The following is a 21,508-nucleotide window of genomic DNA, read 5'->3' as shown; positions in this document are numbered from 1 at the left end:
TTTTTCAACTATCCATTTGCTCCATTATTAAGTTTTACTCTCATCTTCCGGATTAATACTTAATAAGTGAATATGTTTGATTTCGCCTAATTTGTATTAGTCAATTCAGTGATTTTTATCCATAAAAAAAATCCCAAGTATAAAATATACTTGAGACGAATAAAATCCGCGGTACCACTCAATTTGACATAAGTCCACTTTATCATATACAAACATATATGCCATACTAATAACGGTTATGGTTTCCGTCAACGCCTACTATTAGTTCGGGTTGCCCTCAAAAGTCCATTCAGCTAAAACTCCATATCGCATTCCACCAATTGCGACTCTCTGTAATGTTGTATTAAAGCTTACTCTTCTTTCTCAAAGGTTTCACTTATTAATTAAAAACATTGTAATACGGAGAACTGAATTTGTCAATGATATATTTTCAATAATTTGAAGAAAAAACTTGCACTATTTTATCCCTATATGAATAAACTGAACTAAGAATAAGGATTAAAATCCAGGTAAATTCAGGAGACCAAATGGATAATGTTAATAGAATAAATAATCAAACAAATGTTGGTTTACCTTACGATAATATTCGCTGGTTTGATATAGAGGGGCAGCCATTTGGGGCGGCTTCTCAATATAATGCTTTTATATTACAGGATGCTAATAATATTGTAGATGTTACTGGTAATATGGCAGTAGGAAGAAATTTCTCCAGTCCAAGAGGATTAACTGTTGGTTTTGGAAGAGAAGGAAGGCCTACCGAATATACAGCGAATGGGGTAAGATTCTTAGTTGGTGGAAATACAGCAATAAGAGGCCCTTTAGTAGTACGCGGCCATGTTATGGGAGGCGGAAGTTTCAATGTTGCTAAAGGAAGTACTTATTTAATTGGAAAAGATGGTACACCTAATCAGCTTGAAGAATTAAGATTCTTATATGAAGCACCAGGGGGAAGCCCTTATTGGGCACCAACAGATAAAGGAAATCATTATTTAATCTCCAGCTATGATGTTCCCCGTTATATTCCGGCAAGAAGAGTAGGAGCAAATCTGCAGGCATTCTTCCAAGCTGCAAGAGAAAGTCTCATGAATATGAAGAATTGTATAATGAATCTGCCCGAAAATGGCACTGTTGTAGACAATATTCATGAATGGATTCTTCGGGGAACCAATCCGCAACAAAACGTATTTTTAATTGACGCAAGGCCAAATGGAGTACTAAACAAAGGAATACGGGCAGAAGTACCAGAAGGCAGCACAGTAATTGTAAAAATAAGAACCGGTAATCACGCTCACCTTCAGTATGGATTAATCGGAGAAGAAAGACGGGCTGATCGTACTCTGTATGTATTTGAAGATGCAACGGATATTCATATGGAAGTACCGGCAGCAATATGGGGAAGTATATTAGCACCTCAGGCTATGTTTCATGCACACCCTACAGGAGGCCAAGTAAGTGGTAACGTAGCATTTAACTCTTTTGCAGTAAGCGCAGGAAGCGGGTTTGAGTTCCACGCATTACCATTTAGAGGAAGAGTTGTATGCAGAGGACTAGCACCAACACCGCCACCTCGTCCTACACCGCCACCGGCGCCACAGCCAACACCGCCACCGCCACCTCGTCCTACACCGCCACCGGCGCCACAGCCAACGCCGCCACCGGCACCTCAGCCAACACCGCCACCATGTCCGGAATGTCCGGCACCACGCCCATGTCCGGAACCACCCCCATGTCCGGCACCCCGTCCATGTCCGGAGCCACCACCATGTCCTGAGTGTCCGGCACCGCGCCCATGTCCGGAACCGCCGCCATGTCCTGAGTGTCCGGCACCGCGCCCATGTCCGGCACCACCACCATGCCCAGCATGCCCTCCACCCCGTCCATGCCCGGAACCGCTGCCATGTCCTGAGTGTCCGGCACCTCGCCCTTGCCCACCATGTCCGGAATGTCCGAAACCACGTCCATGTCCGCCATGCCCGGAATGTCCGGAGGCAACGAGGGAAATAGAACTTATTCCATTCCCTATTCAAATGCCATGCCCGGAACCACCACCATGCCCGCCATGCCCGCCACCTCGTCCCTGCCCACCATGTCCGCCATGTCCCCCATGTGAGGAATGTCTGATTGAAGCAGGAATTATATATGGATGTATCTGGGGGTGCAATTGCTGTAAATGTCATGAATGGGAAATTAAATTATATGAATTATTTGATAATACTAAAACGTTACTCTACTGTGATACTATTGCAAATTGCGGATGTTTTGAGTTCGAGGTTCCATATGATGGATGCTATATATTAGAGATATGTCCGGCATCTCATTATAAAAACGCAGAGAAATGTAAGCCAATCGTAACTTTGAAAAACGTTGGTGTACGTAACTTTATGTTAGAATAGATAATTAAGATATAGAGATTTTAGGAAAAAATCATATTAGTACCTTAGATTTCTATGAGGGTTAAGTATATAAAAAAGAGACTGTTTAAAACTTTGTTTTGTGACAGTCTCTTTTTAAGTTCTCTTTTAAATTTTTAAGTTAATAGCTCTGCAATGGCCATAAGCAAAGGAATAGAACCTAATGAGAATATAGTTGTTATGGCGAATAATTCAGAAGCATATAAAGCATTTTTATCAAATCGAAGGGCAAACAGAGTACCTGTTGCAGCAGCCGGACAAGCAGCAGCAAGTACGGCGGTAATTAATATAGGCTTATCAATAGAAAATCTACTATATAGAAGCAACAACAATAGTGGTATAATTAATAATTTAATCAATGTTGTATAATACACTCTAAATTTAGCAAATGCTTTTGCAATTTGAGTCTGCCCAATAGTTACACCTGCAACAAGCATAGCTAAAGGAGTATTAATACCAGCAACATATGTAAAAGCTTCTAAAACGGCAGCAGGAAATTGAATTTGAATTATAAATAATACAAAGCCTAAGACAGTTGCAAAAATAGTAGGTGACATTAACATTTTAATTGTTGTTTTTTTATCTTGCTTTCCTGCAATCATAACAATGCCATGGGTCCATATAAGAATGTTAAAGATAGTCATATAGGCAGTTAAATAAAATACCCCTTCACTGCCATAGACGCCACTTACTAATGGAATACCCATAAATCCGCAGTTGGAATATATTGCAGAAAAACGCTCAATAGCAACATCCGGATTGGCTGGATCTTCATCTGTCAAATCGGAATTCTTCCCCTTAAAAAATAAAGACCTTTTTCTTAATAAAACATAAGAGACAAAGATAGCAACAGCATGTGTAACAGCTGCCAAAAGTAAAGAGATAAGCAGCCCATGGAGTAATTCTTTTGTAAATTCTCTCTGATATGAGATAAAAATAACAAGGGGATTTACAAGCATTAATAAAAGATTTGACAGTTGTTTATTGGTCTCTGAGTCAATCAGCTTAATTTTATAACAGATAAAGCCAATTAAGATTATGATAAACATAACTACAATTTGATTTAATGAAATACTACTAACAGACATAATTATATTACTCCTGACACATTATATGCTACTTATTCACAGTTTGGTAAAAATCATAAAATCTAATAGATACTAACAAATATTGTTTTAAAAGTCAAACATCTATTGTTTTGAAATTCAAATATTTAGTTTTTTATTTAATTAGAACTAAGCTAAAAATAAAAAAATTTCAGAGAAAAATTTAACATAAGCTAAATATTATTAGTGAGACATTAAATTCCTGAATAAAGTGGAGATGATAATTCAAATATAAAAAAACCCTTGAAAATCAAGGGTTCAAACTGGGCTACAAGGATTCGAACCTTGAAATGCTGGAGTCAGAGTCCAGTGCCTTACCGTTTGGCGATAGCCCATTATTTAATTCTATATACAGCCACTTCATAGCCACGAATGATATTATAACAAATGCTGTCCTACTTTTCAAGCACTATTTTTAAAAAAATAATATTATTATATATTGGCAAATTCAACTTAAAGATATGAGGGTATATATTAAAATATATGAAGCTTTATTTGAGATATAAAATACATCGGGAAAGGGTAAAGAAGTTTAGTAAGGTTGTTGCAAAATGAATGTTTTACAACAACCCATATTTTATCATAGATTCTTTTTTAACTTAACGATATGTTCCTTATCTTTTCTTGTCATAACCCGTGAACCGATAAATGCCACAATTGGCACAGATAAAATAATGCCTATACTTGCTGTTATAGCTCTTATTATTTCAATAGCTATTAAATCGGTATTAATGATTTGTGAAAATGGAATTCCATATGCAAATATCATAAGTACAAGATTTAAGGAGGAACCTGCAAATGCTAATATTAATGTATTTGCCATTGTACCCATTGCATCTTTACCAATATTCATTCCCGATTGAAACAATGCCAAAGCTTTCATTGTTGGGTTCACTGTATGCAATTCATAAATTGCAGAAGATATACTCATTCCGGTATCCATAACTGCACCAAGAGCAGATATAAGTATTCCGGCAACCAGTAAGTTCCTGATCTTCAAACCGTTATCGGTAGCTACCAACAGCATAGACTCAGCTTCTTCCATATTCAATCCACTAATATGGGCTAATTTACCTATTATGTACGCCAGAATCCCCGCCACCAGAACCCCTAATATGGTACCCGTGATAGCAGAGAAAGTCTTGGGATTGATTCCGTCCAGTAATACCAGACATACTATGGTGGTTACTATAACGATTAGTATTGTTAATGGAAGCACCGGAACTCCTTTTGAAATCATGGGTACTAGAATATTCATTACGCAAAGAATAGTAAAAACTAATCCTAGCAAGGCCATAAACCCTTTCTTCCCGCCAATTATACATAAAAGAGCAGAAAAGAGTATAATTATACCATAAATTAAAAAGGAGCGGTCATAATTATAAATGGATGCAATAAATTCTCCCTCATGAGTATCTAATCTGGCAATAATCCTGGTTCCTTCCTTTGCATAAACGTTATACAGCAGTCCCAGATAGTTATCTATGATTTGTGTTTCACCTTTATGTTCACCGCTTAAAATCATGATTTCAAGCAATTGGTGTCCACGCTTTAGTCCTTCTGAATTCTCATCGGTTTGTGTATTATCCTGTAAAACCTCAATTACTTTTGCTTTCACATATTTGACAGGTGAATTAGTACCGGTTTTGTAATTTTCCGGATTATCTTGGTTAGCAAGAAATAGAAGTATTGAAAAAAATGCTATAAATATTACTCCTGCTGCTACCTTAATAATCAGTGTTTTTCTCTTATCCAATGTTATTCTCCTTATACATCAGTATTTGCAAGAAGATATGGATGACTATGAATAATAGCCTTGCAATCTATTATTATTTATAGGGTCATAGTAAATATTAGCATTTATTACAAAAAAATGCAACTTATAATCCAGAAAATTGTACAAATGTTAGCCTTTCTGTTAAATCAAAATTGTAAGCTTTCTCAGCAAAGTTATTTCCAAATTATGATAAGCAAAAAAAAGTTGTAAAAAAAGCAAGATATGGATTGAAAATTGTTGAAAATTAGTTCATAATTAATAGAATATGTATTATTATTAATAAATGTATTTAGATATTTAATAATTAGTGTTTAATTTTAATATTTATATATTTTATAGAACATGGATCATAATATTATTTTTAACAGTTTACAGAATGATTAAGATGTTATATATAGATTTTGGCAAACCTATTGAAAGATAGGGACGCAAAGCTAGAGCCTGTCGGAAAAATAATGTGTAATTCCTATGGTAGTTCAGTTGCAACTAGGGTAGAATCGGTATGATTTTGCTTAGTTGTTTTTTTATTTTTTAAATACTTTTTATTATTAAAATGAAAATAAAGTGTATTAGTTAGAAGGAGTGTTATGAATGACAAAAGTGTTAATCGTTGATGATTCTGTATTTTCCCAAAAAATTGCTGCTAATTTAATTAAAAAGTACATGGGCGATGTTGAACTTAGCTTTGCAAATGATGGTGAAGAAGGAATTGAATTATATGAAAAATTAAAACCGGATTTTGTTATTACTGATTTGCTCATGCCAAAATTAAGCGGACAGGAACTGATACGTCGCATAAAAGCACATGATAAGTTTGCAGAAATAATTGTGGTTTCTGCTGATGTTCAAAAAAATATTCGCGAAGAAGTAGAGGCCTATAATATATTGTCTTTCCTAAATAAACCGTTACAGGATGAAAAAGCTCAGTTAATATGCAATTTAATGAGGGAGAAGATCCATGGATAGGTCCAGTTTCAAATATGATATATTAAAAGAGGTATTTAACATAAGTGTAGGTAAAGCTGCTGATCTGCTTTCAGAGATTACCGGTAAAAAAATATTATTAAAAATTCCGGATGTAACAATTTTAGATAGAACAACAAATAATATAGAATTAACAGAATATTTACCAATTAAATTCACTGGAGCATTAATGGTCTCCACTATTTCTTTTAAAGAAAATTTAACTGGAAAAGCTAATCTGATTTTCCCGGCTGAGAAAATGAAAGCTTTTATACACCTATGTCTAAATGAAGATGTACATGAAGAGGACGATTTAAATTTTACTGATATAGATTTTGACGTAATTAAAGAAATCGGAAACATTATTTTAAATTGTATTTTGGGAGAGACCGGTAATTTACTTAATATCAAACTTCAGTATTCTTTACCGGAAGTTAAAATATACAACCATATTAATTTCAGGAAAGATATTGATGAAAAAGAATATCAGCATATTTTAGTCTTATACATAACTTTTATTATAGATAGTACAGAAATTGAAGGTACTATCATAGTTGATTTGGCACTGCAATCCTTAAATGAGATAATGAGAAAAATTGATCTGATCGAGGCTGATATTTATGATTAACTATTGTTACGAAGTATTAAATAATGTAAATGAAGGTATTATCATAGTAAACGAGAATTTCGATGTTTTTTTTTGGAATAGTTATATGGAAACCATTACTAATATTAAAGGTTCAAATGCAATAGGAAGTAATTTATATACAGTGTTACCAAGCCTGAATAAGAACTATTTCAAAAACGTAGTAAAAAACATATTAAATGATGGGTATGCTATGTTTTTTTCTGCTGCTATGCATCAGGATCTGTTGGATACGGAGGAAAGGTTTAACATAAAAATCAGCAGAATTCAGGACGAACACAAGACATCTATCCTTCTGGAATTTCACAATGTTACCGGGCAGATGGCTCAGATCAAACAGCTTAAAAAATATATTAAAGAATTGTACCATGTAAATAAAGAGTTAAAAGAGAAAGAAAAAGAGATTGAAGATCTGGCTTATTATGATCAATTGACAGGTGTTGCAAACAGAACTCTATTTTATATCCTTGCTGAAAAATATATTCAAAAGGCTAAGCGAAATAATAGCTTATTAGGTATCATGTTTATTGATATAGATAAGTTTAAAAGTATAAATGACACCTATGGGCACCAGGTTGGAGATAAAATAATTATCAAAGCGGCTAATATTCTAAAAAAAGCTACAAGAGAAACTGATATTGTGGTAAGATATGGTGGAGATGAATTTGTAGTTATCCTGCCTAATATGAAAGATATATCTGATTATAAAATTGTAGCTTCTAAAATTAATAATTTGAATGAAAATGTTGTTTATATGGAAGATAAAGAAATAAAACTTTCATTTAGTATAGGAATAAGTATTTATCCTAATGACGGTGATAATATTGACAAGCTAATTGTGAAAGCCGATAAAGCTATGTATATTGCCAAGAGAAATGACGAGGATATTTATTATTAACTATGGAAGAGTACTGTGACAATGAAAGGATATTAAAAGTAATGATAGATTTTAAAACGAAACCTGTTTTAGAAGGTAAAAAGGTGATACTAAGGCCATTTGATATAGAGGATTGGGAAAAGATGCTGCCCATTTTAGCTGAGCCAGAGGTCAACCATTTAACCGGATCAGTTGTTAATGACGAGGAAGCCGGTGGGGCTTTTAGCATAGAAGAAATGGAGAAAATAAAAGAATGGTATCTAAGCCGCAATCATCAAACAGACCGTTTGGATCTGGCGATTATAGAAAAAGAAAAGGAAGCATTAGTAGGTGAGGTTGTTTTTAATGAATATAACGAAGCTACTTGTAATGTAAACTTTCGTATATTAATTGGAGAAGCAGGTCGTGGTAAGGGTTTAGGAACGGAAGCAACTGAAATATTTTTGCGCTATGGATTTGAAGTATTAGGTCTTCATAAGGTTGAGCTGGAGGTTTACAGCTTTAATCCCCGGGCAGAAAGAGTCTACCGCAAGAATGGTTTTATATTGGAAGGGGTTAAACGCGAAGCTTTCCGATACAATGACATGTATATCGATACACATATATATGGGATGTTAAAAGATGATTATGACAAAGTGGCATTAAAGAAATAGTAAACTGTCAGAATGTAACCAGTTATTGGAATTTGTTATATATTTACTAATCTAAAGTACCTGGTAAAATAAATAACGCGAAGGAGTGTGAAAAGACTTGTTTACTTTAATGACAAAAAAATCTGCATTTGAAATATCACAATGGACATATCCAGATATATATTCTTGTTATAGCTTTGATGGTAGTAGTGAAATAATAACCGAGCTTATGAATGGTGAATATTTTGTGGATTTCGATAATGAAAATAAAATTATAGGTTTCATCTGCATTGGAAAATCTGCACAGATACCAACTTTAGAGAAAGAGATATATATAGACGAAACGGCTTTAGACATTGGACTTGGATTAAACCCAGCGCTATGCGGAAATGGGCTTGGTAGTAAATTTTTAACGGATTGTATTTCTTTTGTAAAGCAGAAGTTTAACGCAAGTAATTATAGGCTTACTGTCGCTTCATTTAATCAAAGAGCTATTAAAGTATATGAGAGAATTGGGTTCAAATATAGCATGAGCGTTCATCATGCTATATCTAAACATGTTTTTTATATTATGCTTTATACTACATAATGAGTAAATGTTCATAAGACTTAATATAAAATCAATAGGCAAGTTTTAGGTCATTTAAAAACCTACAGACGTAGCCTATTTTTTATGCACGAAAACAGAAAAAGACTGATGGCAATATCAAGATTATTCATGTGCGGCTCAATTTTGCAGGAGTTGGAGCAGGTGATAATGAAACATTATACCTATTATAGCAATGTTTTATAGAGAATATTTAAATTTAGACTGGAATATATAAGAAAAGTAGGACTCTCAGTCCTACTTTTTTATAGTACTGATATTTAGCTAACTAACTAATTTTTTGTATTTTACTTTTGCAAACCACGGTATCCGATATCGTATTATAATTGTCATCTGGTTATATATCATCACCATCATTGATATAAGAAACAGTTTTTTGAAGCATATCAAAATAATCCGTATCTTCTGTAATAAAATTTTGAAATATTAAATCAAATAATGTAAGAATAATCAGTTCTTTAGAAATAACCGCAGAACTTATTAATAAATTTGTCTTAGGAATTAACATAACAATATCACTATTATCGGCACACAACGATTTTTCATAATTGGATATTAAGGCAACATAGCTACCATGATCAGTTATATCCTCTAGTACAGAAGATAATGCCTTACTATTCCCAGTATAAGAAATTACGATAAACAAATCATCGCTTTCTGAATGGGAACCGTACATTTTTAAGGCATTTATATTGGTTAATGGGATGATATTGATACCGATTGCCATAAACTTTTCTGAAATGATATCTGCAATGTTCTTATCATCTAGTGCAACGAGGAAACACCTTTTCGAACTTTTAACTTTTAATCGTAACCTGCTGACTAAAGATTGGCTTGTTGTATGATAAATATTTTCTATTACCAGCTGGGTTTCACGCATTAATGTTGAGTAATCTGTATGATGACTTACAGAAGTATTTTTAACCATTTCACTCTGCAAGGAATAACGCATTTCATTTAACCCAGAGAAACCTATTTTTTGAGAAAATCGTATAACACTGGCATCTGAAGTACCTATTACTTTACCAAGTTCTTGCGCATTTAATGAAAGAAACTGATTCGTATTATTCTTTATAAATTTAAAAATTTTCCAATCTGTTTTTGTAAATTGATTAGACATGCAATCTATTCTTGACATGATTGAAAATAAACCGTTATCCTTATTCATTTTTTCTCCCTTCTTGTAATCTACTACATAATTAGTAGAATACCATAAAACTAGATAAAGAACCATGTTTTTTATAAATATTTCTTTCTGAGTTATAAAAAAAATACAGATAAGTGAAATTTACTAAAAAATAATTAGTATTAAAGAAATAAATATTCAATATTGACATAAATAATGTAGTGTGCTACTATAATTATATGATAATATGAATGTTCCGGACATTTACATTACAAAAAAACACAAGAAATGGAGGGGCTGTATGGAGAAACCACAAGTGTTACTACTTACTCATGGCGGGTGGGGAATGGGGCTAGTAGAAAGTACTAAAATGATTATCGGAGCAGTTGATTTTGTTCATGAGATACCATTAACACCCGAAGTTACTTTTTCAGAATACTACTTAGAGGTTAAAAATTATGTGGAAAAAGTTCCATCAAATTCAATCATTTTAACTGATTTATTTGGAGGTACAACAACTAATGTTGGAGCAAAAGTTGGAAAGGAAAAAAATATTAAGGTAATCTCAGGTTTAAATGCTCCACTGTTAATTGAAGCTTGTTCACAAATTAAATTTACAGGAGAGATTGACTTTAATTCAGTGTTAGAAATGGGACAACAATCTGTAAAAGATGTAGTAAGCGAAATAATGAAATCACTTGAAGGGAAGGCTACCAATAATGGCTGATATTGTATTAACAAGAATTGATAGCAGACTGATTCACGGCCAGGTAATGACTAAGTGGGTTAATCAGTCAAATGCTAATAAAATAGTAGTTGTAAGCGATGAACTTGCAAAAGATGAGTTTATGCTGGAAATTTACCTACTGTCAGCTCCAGCAGGAGTGAAAGTAGAATGCTACAGCAAATCAGATGCAGTGAAAAATTGGAAAGAGGATCAGTTTGGAAATGGTAAGGTATTACTACTATTACCTAATCTTGAAAGTATGAAAGTGGTTTATGATGGAGGAATAAAAGTACCCAACATTCAAATTGGTGGTTTGGGTGGAGCTCCTAATCGTAAGGTAGTATTTCAAAATATTACTTTGGATAACGCAGATGTAAGCATACTTACTTATTTAAAAGAGCAAGGAGTTAATATTATTTTTCAAACGATTCCTGAAGATATTCCTCAAAGCTTTGATAGTATTATAAAAAAATATAATCAATAAAATAAGAAAAGAGGTATGAGAATGAGCGTTTTAGGTATTTCTATATTTATGGGGGTATATTATTGGTTCAGCCGCTTAAGACTGGGATATACTTTTTCAAGTATGCTGCTGCAACCGGTTACAATGTCAGTATTTGTAGGTCTTATTACAGGTAACATGGAACTTTCCATGAAAATAGGAGCAGGTTTGCAACTTGTTTATCTAGGCGTTACATCAACACCAGGCGGAAATGTTCCAAGTGATCCTGCTTTAGCAGGATGTATTGCTATTCCTATTGGTGTTTTAGCAAACATGTCTCCTGAAGTAGCAATTGCACTGGCAATTCCTTTTGGTGTGATTGGGGTCTTTGTAGATCAGCTAAGAAGAACAACCAATGCAATTTGGATACATATGGCGGATAACTATGCAGAAAAGGCGGATACGAAAGGAATCTTGAGAGCGGCATTCCTTTATCCAGCTATAGCAGGCTTTATTATTCGTTTCCCAATCGTTTTTATTATTGATTATTTTGGTGTATCAGCAGCGCAAAAGATTATAGATATAATACCTCAATGGCTGATGCATTCATTTGAAATCATGGGAGGAATTTTGCCAGCTCTTGGTTTTGCCATTACTCTTACAGTAATAGGTAAGAAAAAGCTTATACCATTCTACATTATTGGATTCTTTGCAGTATTGTACTTAGAACTTAATACAATGGCAGTTGCTATATTTGCAATTTGTATTGCATTATTATTAGGTTTATTTAAGATGAAGGAAGAGGTGGTATAACATGGGAAACAATAAAATAGAAAATAGTACGAATAAAATAACTAAAAAAGATGTTACCAAATCCATGTGGATTTACTATGCCGGGGCAGAATTATCAAACTCATATGAGCGTCTTCAAAGTTTAGTTTTCTGTGCTTCCATGACTCCAATTCTGAAAAAATTGTACAAAACAGATGAAGAATTAAGTGCAGCATTAAAACGTCACTTAGTATTCTTTAACACAGAAGGAATTATTGGTGCTGTTATTCAAGGTATTACTATTTCAATGGAAGAACAAAAGGCAAAAGGGGAAGATATAACAGATGATGCTATAACAGGTATTAAAACTGGATTAATGGGCCCTTTGGCAGGAATTGGTGATGCTATTATATGGGCGGCATTAATGCCAATACTGATATCCATCTTCCTTCCATTTGCATCCAATGGTTCTGCTATGGGTGGTATTATGCCATTAATATTATATCCGTTGATTACAATATTAATTTCTTATTATCTGATACATAATGGATATACCCTGGGTAAGAAATCAGTTGTCTCTATGTTGCATGGTGGCAAAATGAAACAAATCATTTTCACAGCCAATGTAATCGGTTTGATTATGATGGGTGCATTGTCAGCTAGTTATGTCACAATAAGTACACCTTTGGTATTTCAATTTACCAGCGGTACTCAGATAGTAATCCAGGATATACTAGACTCTGTAGTGATAGGAATATTACCATTAACAGCAGTCTTTGTAATCTATACATATCTAAAGAAAAAAGGGCCAAACTACAACAGAATTTTATTATCCGTTGTTGTATTCTCAATTATTTGTTCCCTATTAGGAATATTATAAATGAAAGGGGCTTTTGCAGAATGACAGTTTTGCAACAGCCCCTAATATTATGAAAGTGGTGGTAAATTGGAGAATATATATAGTAGAAATGGAATAAGACCAGTAATCAATGCATCCGGTCGTATGACAAAACTAGGCGTATCTACGATAAATAAAGCAGTGGGCAAAACCGTAGTAGAAGCAGCAAGTAATTATGTAGTTATGAATGAGTTATACCAATTCGCGGGAAGAAAAATTGGTGAGATGATTGGTACCGAAGATGCCTGTGTTACTTCAAGTGCTTCAGCGGGTATTGCACTATCCGTTGCTTCCTTAATCTGCGGTAACAATTTACAGAAAGTGCAACATATTTGTGATATTATACCAGAACTATCCAGAAGGGAAGTAATATTACTTAAGGGTCATAATGTTGATTTTGGAGCTCCAATTGCTGAGATGATTCAGCTTGGGGGTGGGAAAATAGTGGAGGTTGGCTACGCCAATGGTTCTAATCTTTCAGATATAGAAAATGCTGTAAATGATAATACAATTGCTATCTTTTTTGTAAAATCTCATCACTGCGTACAAAAAGATATGGTGGATGTACAGTCCGTTATTCAATTAGCCAATACACTAAAGATTCCTTGCATCGTTGATGCAGCAGCAGAAGAAGATTTAAAAATATATGCAGCCATGGGTGCCGATTTTGTATGTTATAGTGGTGCAAAGGCTATCGAAGGCCCAACAAGCGGATTTGTAGCTTGTAAAACGAAAGAATATGCAGATAATATGCGTTTACAATATAAAGGTATTGGACGTGCTATGAAAGTTGGAAAAGAATGTACCATGGGGTTAGTAAAAGCCATAGAATGCTATTTGGCAGGAGAGAATGTTCAAGTAATTTCTAAAAATGATTTAGAAAACTTTATGGAAATTGTTAATAAGATAAATGGTTGCAAAGCTTCCATTATTCAGGACGAAGCAGGAAGAGAAATATATCGCTGTAAGATTAACTTTAATAAAGATGAATACGGCCTTGATGCTATGGAGGTAGTAAAAAAGTTACAAGAAGGCACCCCTGCTATTTTTACAAGAGATTATCAAGCAAATATTGGTTCTATCGCTATTGATCCAAGACCATTAAATAGTATAGATGAATTGAATTTTATATTAACTAGGTTAATTGAGATAGGAAAAGGAGAGTAGGATATGAACGGCATTAATTTTTATGAAGGTAGAGTTTGCTTAAATTGTCTAACAAACTCAATTGAGAATGCGAAAGCAATTATAGAAGCTACACAAACCCATGTAGTTGTGGGAATTCTATCATCTAATTATCCGGATATAGAAAGTGCAGTAAAAGATATGAAGAAATATCAGGAAGCTGTTGATAATAATATATCAGTAGGCCTTGGAGCTGGTAATCCGAACCAATGGAAGGCTGTAGCTGAGATATCCGGACAAATAAAACCCAAACATATAAATCAGACTTTTACAGCAGGAGGATATACGAGAGCGAAAGCAGGTGATGAACCTTTTATGAACTCTATGGTATCACCATGTGGTAAAGTTGGCTATGTCAAAATTTCTACAGGTCCTTTCAGTAAAGAACAAAATCCTGCTATTGTACCAGTTGAAACTGCAATTGCCATGGCAAAAGAATTAGGAGCAAACTCCCTAAAGTATTTCCCAATGGGAGGATTAAAAACAATTGAAGAATTTAAAGCAGTAGCAAATGCCTGTGCAGAAAATGAATTTAATCTAGAACCAACAGGAGGAATTGATTTAGATAACTTTAAGGAAATACTTAGCATTGCATTAAATGCTGGAGTTAAAAAAATTATTCCTCATGTTTATTCCTCTATTATTGATAAGGAAACGGGTGCTACTAGAATAGAAGACATAAAGGTTTTATATAAAATCATACAGGAAATTGTTCAATAGTAGCCCTTACTTCATAGCTATGATTGATCAATATAAGGGGCTTTTACTCCATAGCTTTTCAACTATGGAGCAAAAGCCCCTTGCTTGTATTTATACTTATATATTTAGTTTTATTATTCTGCTAATTTAACTAATTTTTCGTATTTAGCCTTTGCGTCCTGCTCAGCTTTAGCAAACAATTGAGCTGCTTTATCTGGGTTAGAACGAGCAAGTGAACTATAACGAACTTCATTCTGTAAGAATTCTTGGTAATCAGCAGTTGGAGCTTTAGAGTCTAACTGGAATGGATTCTTTCCTTCTTCTGCAAGACGTGGATCGAATCTGAATAAATGCCAGTATCCAGCTTGAACAGCACGTTTTTCTTCTGTCTGAGCACCCTTCATACCACCTTTGATACCATGACTGATACATGGAGCATAAGCGATGATGATGGATGGTCCTGGATAGCTTTCAGCTTCAATAAATGCTTTTACACATTGATTATAGTCAGCACCTTGTGCGATTTGAGCAACGTATACATAACCATAACTCATAGCAATTGCCGCTAAGTCTTTCTTCTTAACTTCTTTACCACCAGCAGCGAATTGAGCAATAGCACCAGTTGGAGTTGCTTTAGAAGATTGACCACCTGTATTGGAGTAAATTTCTGTATCGAATACAAGGATGTTAACGTCTTGACCACTTGCAATTACATGGTCTAAACCACCAAATCCGATATCGTAAGCCCATCCGTCACCACCAAAGATCCATTGAGATTTCTTAGATAAGAAGTCTTTGTTAGTTAAGATGTCAGCTTTAAATTCATTATCGCAATTACATGCTTCTAATGCAGCTACTAATTCTCTGGAAGCTGGAGCATTTAATGTGCTGGAATCTTTTGTTTCAAGGTATTTCTCACAAGCTGCTTTTACATCTGCATTATCAACAACTTTTGCAAGTGCATCAACGGAAGAGATTAAACGTCCTCTTAAAGCTTGTTGAGCAAGTGACATACCATAACCATACTCAGCGTTATCTTCGAATAAGGAGTTAGACCAAGCTGGACCACGTCCGTTTCTATCTACTGTATATGGTGTAGATGGTGATGAACCACCCCAAATAGAAGAACATCCTGTAGCATTAGCAATGTACATTCTATCACCGAATAATTGTGTTGCAAGTTTAGCATATGGAGTTTCACCACATCCTGCACAAGCACCGGAGAATTCAAGTAATGGTTTCTTGAATTGGCTTCCCTTTACAGTTGTAGGTTTGAATTTCTCAACAACTTCATCAGGATTTCCAATTTCTACGCCATAATCGAATAACTTCTGAGCTTCTAATTGTTCTTCTAATAGCTGCATGGATAATGCCTTTTCACCCTTCTTACCAGGGCATACATTTACACAAGAACCACAACCGGTACAGTCAAGTACAGATACGGATATTGCAAATTTATAACCTGGCATACCTGTTAAGTCAAGGAATTTTGAACCTTCAGGAGCTTTTGCAGCTTGTTCTTCTGTTGCAGCAATTGGACGAATAACTGCGTGAGGACAAACATAAGAACAGAAGTTACATTGGATACAGTTATCTGGATTCCAAGTAGATACATCAACTGCTACACCACGTTTTTCATATGCGGAAGAACCAGCAGGAGCTGTACCATCAACATAATCTAAGAATGCGGATACAGGAAGGCTGTCACCGTCTTGTGCATTAATAGCATTCTGTACATTATTTACATAATCAACAAGTTCTTTTCTGGAACCGGATGCAGTTATAGCTAGGCTTTCATCTGATCCATCTGCCCAGGAAGCAGGAACTTTAATTTCTACTAAACCAGCGATACCACGATCGATAGCATCGTGATTCATTTTAACTACTGCTTCACCTTTTCTGCCATAAGTAGCAGTTGCAGCGTCTTTCATATATTTAACAGCATCTTCTACAGGAATAATATTAGCTAATTTAAAGAATGCAGCTTGAAGTACTGTGTTAATACGAGTTCCAAGACCAACATCCTTACCTATCTGAATACCGTCAATAGTATAGAACTTAATATTATGTTTAGCTATGTAACGTTTTACCTGTCCTGGAAGATGTTCTTCGATTTCATCCATATTCCAGCTGCAGTTAAGTAAGAAAGTACCATTATCCTTTAAGTCTTGAACCATGTTGTATTTTCTTATGTAAGAAGGATTGTGGCAAGCTACAAAGTTAGCTTTGTTAATTAAATAAGTTGCTTTAATTGGATCTTTACCAAAACGTAAGTGAGAGATAGTTACACCGCCGGATTTCTTTGAATCATATGAGAAATAAGCTTGTGCATACATATCTGTATGGTCACCGATGATTTTGATAGAGTTCTTGTTAGCACCAACAGTACCGTCAGCACCAAGTCCCCAGAATTTACAACTGATTGTGTGTTCCGGAGTTGTATTAGGATTCTCTGTAATATCAAGAGAAAGATTAGTAACATCATCAACGATACCAACTGTAAATTGTTTTTTCTCAGTATTCTTGTATACTGCAATAATTTGTGCAGGAGTGGTATCTTTGGATGCTAAACCATAGCGTCCTGAGAATATAGGTGTATTATGGAACTTGGAATCTCTTAATGCTGCAACAACATCAAGATATAGAGGTTCACCAAGTGCACCCGGTTCTTTTGTTCTGTCTAATACACTGATTTGTTTTGCAGAAGCAGGAATTGCATCAATTAAATGTTTTGCACTGAACGGTCTGTATAATCTAACTTTTACAAGACCAACCTTTTTACCAGCAGCTAATAGGTAATCAATAGTTTCTTCAATGGTATCACATACGGAACCCATTGCAACGATTACGTGTTCAGCATCTTCTGCACCATAATAGTTAAATAATTTATAGTCAGTACCAATTTTGGCATTTACTTTATTCATATAGTCTTCCACTAAGCCAGGAACTGCGTCATAGTATTTGTTGCTTGCTTCTCTTGCTTGGAAGAAAACGTCAGCGTTTTGAGCAGTACCACGAGTTACTGGATGTTCCGGATTGTTAGCATTACGACGGAAAGCATTAACAGCATCCATATCTACTAATTCTTTTAAGTCTTCATAATCCCAAGCTTCAACTTTTTGAATTTCATGAGAAGTTCTGAAACCATCAAAGAAGTGTACGAATGGAACACGTCCTTTGATTGCAGTAAGGTGAGCTACGGCACCTAAATCCATAACTTCTTGAACATTACCGGAGCAAAGGAAAGCGAAACCAGTTTGACGGCAAGCATAAATATCAGAATGATCACCAAAAATTGATAATGCGTGACTAGCAACGGTACGTGCAGAAACGTCAATAACACATGGTAATAATTCACCAGCCATTTTGTACATATTAGGAATCATTAATAATAAACCTTGGGAAGCAGTAAATGTTGTGGTTAATGCACCAGCAGATAGAGATCCGTGTACAGCACCAGCAGCACCGGCCTCTGATTGCATTTCAGTTACATGAACTTCGTGACCGAAGATATTTTTTCTTCCTTGGACAGCCCAAGCATCTGTTACTTCAGCCATAACTGAAGAAGGTGTGATTGGATAGATTGCTGCAACATCAGTAAATGCATATGACACGTGAGCAGCAGCGTTATTTCCATCCATGGTTTTCATTTTTCTAGCCATGTTATATTATCCTCCTTGTAAAAATAAGTAATTGAGTTACAAAGTAAAAAGACAACAAAAGAAAAGAGTCACCTTTTGCGCCTCAATCACGGTTAAAATATTAAATAAAATATCCATTAATAGAGTACCACTAAAGAGATGTTGTGTAAAGTCTTTATTAGAAATAAAAAGTAAAAAAAATATTAGAATTTGATTAAATTTTTAATGTTAAAAAGAAATTAGTAGTTATTTATACTATTTTCAAGGTATATTTTTGTCTATGGGATGATATTATATACAATAGTTTATAGGAGGTCTATAAAAGGAAGTTTATATTTTCGCCAAGAAAACTGAGGTAAAATCTTACCTTTCTTTTTTTACTGTTTGAAATATATAACATTAAATTTATTTAACATTATACATCTATATTTCATATAATTATACTGCATTAAATACAAATAATAAGCGATACCCCTTATAATAGGAAATCTAAGTTAAGTTGTTGACAAGGGACATTTCATAAGTTATAATACTTTGAATGTATCGTAATACTGATTAAACGGAGGAAGGGTGTTTATAATATGGTAGACAAAAAGAACATATTGACCTATGAGGGTTTAAGACAACTAGAGGAAGAGCTTCAGGATTTGAAAGTCAACAGAAGAAAAGCAGTTGCTGAGAAAATTAAAGAAGCTAGAGAACAGGGCGATTTATCGGAGAATGCTGAATACGATGCAGCGAAAGATGAACAAAGGGATATTGAAGCAAGAATTGAAGAAATAGAGAGAATTCTAAAAAATGCAGAAGTAGTTGTAGAAGACGAAGTCGATGTAGACGTTATTAATATAGGATGTAAAGTTAAGATTCTTGATTTGGAATACAACGAAGAGATGGAATACAAACTCGTTGGTTCTACAGAAGCAAACAGTTTAAAAGGAAAAATTTCGAATGAATCGCCAGTTGGTCAGGCACTTCTCGGTGCAAGGATTGGCGATATTGTTAATGTTGAGACACATTCAGGAACGATACAGTACAAGATTTTAGAAATTCAAAGATCCAATTAATTCTTTGAGATGTAACTTGTTAATATAAGAAAAATACTTGCTGTCTGAATAAGGCAGCGTGTTTTAAAAGAAGAATTGTATTGGTAATGGACAGAAAGGAAGGATATTGTGGCGGAAGAAAAAATGCAACAAGATGGACAGGATTTGAATGAGCTTTTAAAAGTTAGAAGAGAAAAATTAGCTGATTTAAAAGACAATGGAAAAGACCCGTTTCAAATCATGAAATATGATGTAACCCATCATTCAGCAGAAATTGCAGAACAGTTTGAAACATTGGAAGGCAAGGAAGTATCTATTGCCGGTCGTCTCATGTCAAAAAGAGTAATGGGAAAAGCTTCTTTTTGTAATATTCAGGATAAAAAAGGCAAAGTTCAGATTTATGTAAAAAGAGATGAAGTAGGAGATGAGGTTTACGCTGACTTTAAAAAGTTCGATGTGGGCGACATCGTAGGTATCAAAGGTCAAGTATTTAGAACCCATACAGGTGAGGTATCTGTAAAAGCTACGGAAGTTGTTCTTTTGACCAAAAGCCTCCAAATTCTTCCTGAAAAGTTCCATGGATTAAAAGATACTGATATTCGTTACAGACAGCGTTATGTGGACTTAATTGTAAATCCTGAAGTAAAGGATACCTTTATTAAACGTTCACTCATTATTAGAGAAATTCGTAACTATTTAGACAATAAGGATTTTATTGAAGTGGAAACCCCTGTATTAGTACCAAATGCAGGTGGAGCGGCTGCAAGGCCATTTAATACACATCACAATGCTCTGGATGAGGACTTACATTTAAGAATATCTCTTGAGTTATATTTAAAGAGACTGATTGTTGGTGGTTTGGAAAGAGTATACGAAATTGGCAGAGTATTTAGAAACGAAGGTTTGTCCGTAAGACATAATCCGGAGTTTACTTTGTTAGAACTATATCAGGCTTATACTGATTACTACGGAATGATGGATTTAGTAGAAGAACTATTCAGAACAGTAGCAAATAAGGTTCTGGGAACTACTACAATTACTTATGATGGTGTTGAGATCGATCTTGCGAAACCATTTGAAAGATTGACTATGCTGGACGCTGTTAAAAAATATTCCGGTGTTGATTTTACATCCATTAACACGGAAGAAGAGGCAAAAGCATTGGCAGACCAGCATCATATTAAATATGAAGACCGTCATAAGAAAGGTGATATTATTAACTTATTCTTCGAAGAATATGTAGAGGAGAACCTGGTTCAACCTACCTTTATTATGGATCATCCCGTTGAAATTTCACCACTTGCCAAGAGAAAACCATCGGATCCTAATTTTACAGAACGTTTCGAATTATTTATTACGAAGAGAGAAATGGCAAATGCCTTCTCTGAATTAAATGATCCGATTGATCAAAAAGGACGTTTTGAAGCACAGGAAGCACTTCGTGCAGCAGGTGATGATGAAGCTAATTCCATGGATGAAGATTTCTTAAATGCTTTGGAATATGGTATGCCACCTACAGGGGGTATTGGAATCGGAATCGACAGATTTGTAATGCTGTTGACGGATTCAGCAGCTATTAGGGACGTATTATTATTCCCAACGTTAAAGAGTATCTAATTTCGTCGCTCCTTGTCATTCCTTGTCACGCTTCGTCACACTACGGACAAGTATGGACAACGGCATGTAGACGCAAAAAGTCGCGTTTTCTGAGCCGAAAAGTGAGGTCTCTTGAAGCCTCATGTAAGAGTGGAAAAATGCTTCGTGCATCGTCACGGAACGTGATGTAGAGCACGGATTTGGCTGTAAATTGAACAGGTAAATTATCCAGAGGACAGCTTTTGGATGGTTTCACAGGCACTTACTTTAGAGAAATCTAGAGTAGGTGCCTTTTTTCGTGCTTGGGGCAACTTGTAAACATTTTTCATTCGAAAGGAGGCTCATGATCGTGGCAAAAAGA

General features: G+C 34.8%; 18 protein-coding genes, 1 tRNA gene, 1 riboswitch and 1 other annotated feature. Of the genes, 14 read left to right on the top strand and 5 right to left on the bottom strand.

Going from position 1 to position 21,508, the window contains the following annotated elements; genetic code table 11:
• Positions 1 to 148: 148 nt before the first annotated feature.
• Positions 149 to 376: a binding site (T-box leader), on the bottom strand.
• Positions 377 to 527: 151 nt separating this feature from the next.
• Entirely contained in the window at positions 528 to 2,393 is a 1,866-nt protein-coding gene (locus BM183_RS20815) for a collagen-binding domain-containing protein (protein ID WP_091688567.1), read from the top strand.
• A 134-nt stretch (positions 2,394 to 2,527) separates the two neighbouring features.
• Here BM183_RS20815 and BM183_RS17915 read toward each other — a convergent pair whose 3' ends face one another.
• The 3 genes from BM183_RS17915 to BM183_RS17905 form a co-directional block, all read right to left on the bottom strand.
• Positions 2,528 to 3,499, bottom strand: coding sequence for an AEC family transporter (locus tag BM183_RS17915; RefSeq protein ID WP_091688565.1), 972 nt, complete (start codon positions 3,497 to 3,499; stop codon positions 2,528 to 2,530).
• Positions 3,500 to 3,780: 281 nt separating this feature from the next.
• Positions 3,781 to 3,852: transfer RNA gene (locus tag BM183_RS17910), tRNA-Gln, on the bottom strand.
• A gap of 245 nt (positions 3,853 to 4,097) precedes the next feature.
• The gene (locus BM183_RS17905; protein ID WP_091688563.1) at positions 4,098 to 5,273 is read right to left on the bottom strand and encodes a YibE/F family protein; all 1,176 of its coding nucleotides are present in this window, start codon (positions 5,271 to 5,273) and stop codon (positions 4,098 to 4,100) included.
• 414 nt (positions 5,274 to 5,687) lie between these two features.
• Positions 5,688 to 5,782, top strand: a riboswitch (cyclic di-GMP riboswitch).
• 103 nt (positions 5,783 to 5,885) lie between these two features.
• Here BM183_RS17905 and BM183_RS17900 point away from each other — a divergent pair.
• From BM183_RS17900 to BM183_RS17880, 5 genes are all read left to right on the top strand, one after another.
• Positions 5,886 to 6,260: a response regulator transcription factor gene (locus BM183_RS17900; RefSeq protein WP_091688561.1), complete on the top strand. Its 375-nt coding sequence runs from the start codon at positions 5,886 to 5,888 to the stop codon at positions 6,258 to 6,260.
• A complete protein-coding gene (locus BM183_RS17895) occupies positions 6,253 to 6,885 on the top strand; it encodes a chemotaxis protein CheC (protein ID WP_091688559.1) in 633 nt (210 codons plus the stop codon). The genes BM183_RS17900 and BM183_RS17895 overlap by 8 nt, the downstream gene beginning before the upstream one ends.
• Positions 6,878 to 7,801, top strand: coding sequence for a diguanylate cyclase domain-containing protein (locus BM183_RS17890; protein WP_091688557.1), 924 nt, complete (start codon positions 6,878 to 6,880; stop codon positions 7,799 to 7,801). The genes BM183_RS17895 and BM183_RS17890 overlap by 8 nt, the downstream gene beginning before the upstream one ends.
• Before the next feature lie 41 nt (positions 7,802 to 7,842).
• Positions 7,843 to 8,433 (top strand): GNAT family N-acetyltransferase, encoded by a 591-nt coding sequence (locus BM183_RS17885; protein WP_242961043.1) that lies wholly within the window; start codon positions 7,843 to 7,845, stop codon positions 8,431 to 8,433.
• A 97-nt stretch (positions 8,434 to 8,530) separates the two neighbouring features.
• Entirely contained in the window at positions 8,531 to 9,001 is a 471-nt protein-coding gene (locus BM183_RS17880) for a GNAT family N-acetyltransferase (protein WP_091688553.1), read from the top strand.
• A 355-nt stretch (positions 9,002 to 9,356) separates the two neighbouring features.
• Here BM183_RS17880 and BM183_RS17875 read toward each other — a convergent pair whose 3' ends face one another.
• Positions 9,357 to 10,187 carry a MurR/RpiR family transcriptional regulator gene (locus BM183_RS17875; RefSeq protein WP_170848066.1) on the bottom strand — a complete coding sequence of 277 codons (831 nt, stop codon included), beginning with the start codon at positions 10,185 to 10,187 and terminating at the stop codon, positions 9,357 to 9,359.
• Between the two features lie 259 nt (positions 10,188 to 10,446).
• On the opposite strand from BM183_RS17875, the gene BM183_RS17870 reads away from it, so the two are divergent.
• From BM183_RS17870 to dagF, 6 genes are all read left to right on the top strand, one after another.
• Positions 10,447 to 10,872, top strand: coding sequence for a PTS sugar transporter subunit IIA (locus BM183_RS17870; protein WP_170848065.1), 426 nt, complete (start codon positions 10,447 to 10,449; stop codon positions 10,870 to 10,872).
• A complete protein-coding gene (locus BM183_RS17865; RefSeq protein WP_091688547.1) occupies positions 10,865 to 11,356 on the top strand; it encodes a PTS sugar transporter subunit IIB in 492 nt (163 codons plus the stop codon). Before BM183_RS17870 ends, BM183_RS17865 begins: the two co-directional genes overlap by 8 nt.
• Before the next feature lie 21 nt (positions 11,357 to 11,377).
• Positions 11,378 to 12,127, top strand: a complete 750-nt coding sequence (locus BM183_RS17860; protein ID WP_091688545.1) for a PTS mannose/fructose/sorbose/N-acetylgalactosamine transporter subunit IIC — start codon at positions 11,378 to 11,380, stop codon at positions 12,125 to 12,127.
• Between the two features lies 1 nt (position 12,128).
• Positions 12,129 to 12,965, top strand: coding sequence for a PTS system mannose/fructose/sorbose family transporter subunit IID (locus tag BM183_RS17855; RefSeq protein WP_091688543.1), 837 nt, complete (start codon positions 12,129 to 12,131; stop codon positions 12,963 to 12,965).
• A 66-nt stretch (positions 12,966 to 13,031) separates the two neighbouring features.
• The gene (locus BM183_RS17850) at positions 13,032 to 14,150 is read left to right on the top strand and encodes a DgaE family pyridoxal phosphate-dependent ammonia lyase (protein WP_091688541.1); all 1,119 of its coding nucleotides are present in this window, start codon (positions 13,032 to 13,034) and stop codon (positions 14,148 to 14,150) included.
• 3 nt (positions 14,151 to 14,153) lie between these two features.
• Entirely contained in the window at positions 14,154 to 14,888 is a 735-nt protein-coding gene (gene dagF / locus BM183_RS17845; RefSeq protein ID WP_091688539.1) for a 2-dehydro-3-deoxy-phosphogluconate aldolase, read from the top strand.
• 113 nt (positions 14,889 to 15,001) lie between these two features.
• Here dagF and nifJ read toward each other — a convergent pair whose 3' ends face one another.
• Positions 15,002 to 18,529: a pyruvate:ferredoxin (flavodoxin) oxidoreductase gene (gene nifJ, locus BM183_RS17840; RefSeq protein ID WP_091688538.1), complete on the bottom strand. Its 3,528-nt coding sequence runs from the start codon at positions 18,527 to 18,529 to the stop codon at positions 15,002 to 15,004.
• A gap of 560 nt (positions 18,530 to 19,089) precedes the next feature.
• Between nifJ and greA the strand changes: the two genes are divergently transcribed.
• Complete coding sequence (gene greA, locus BM183_RS17835; RefSeq protein WP_091688536.1) at positions 19,090 to 19,572, top strand: transcription elongation factor GreA; 483 nt, start codon at positions 19,090 to 19,092, stop codon at positions 19,570 to 19,572.
• 123 nt (positions 19,573 to 19,695) lie between these two features.
• Positions 19,696 to 21,168, top strand: coding sequence for a lysine--tRNA ligase (lysS, locus tag BM183_RS17830; protein WP_091688584.1), 1,473 nt, complete (start codon positions 19,696 to 19,698; stop codon positions 21,166 to 21,168).
• Positions 21,169 to 21,508: the final 340 nt, after the last annotated feature.

The organism is Anaerocolumna aminovalerica, assembly GCF_900115365.1.
Lineage (GTDB): Bacteria > Bacillota > Clostridia > Lachnospirales > Lachnospiraceae > Anaerocolumna > Anaerocolumna aminovalerica.
Note: the sequence above shows the minus strand (reverse complement) of the source record. Positions and strands in the feature narration are given on the sequence as shown.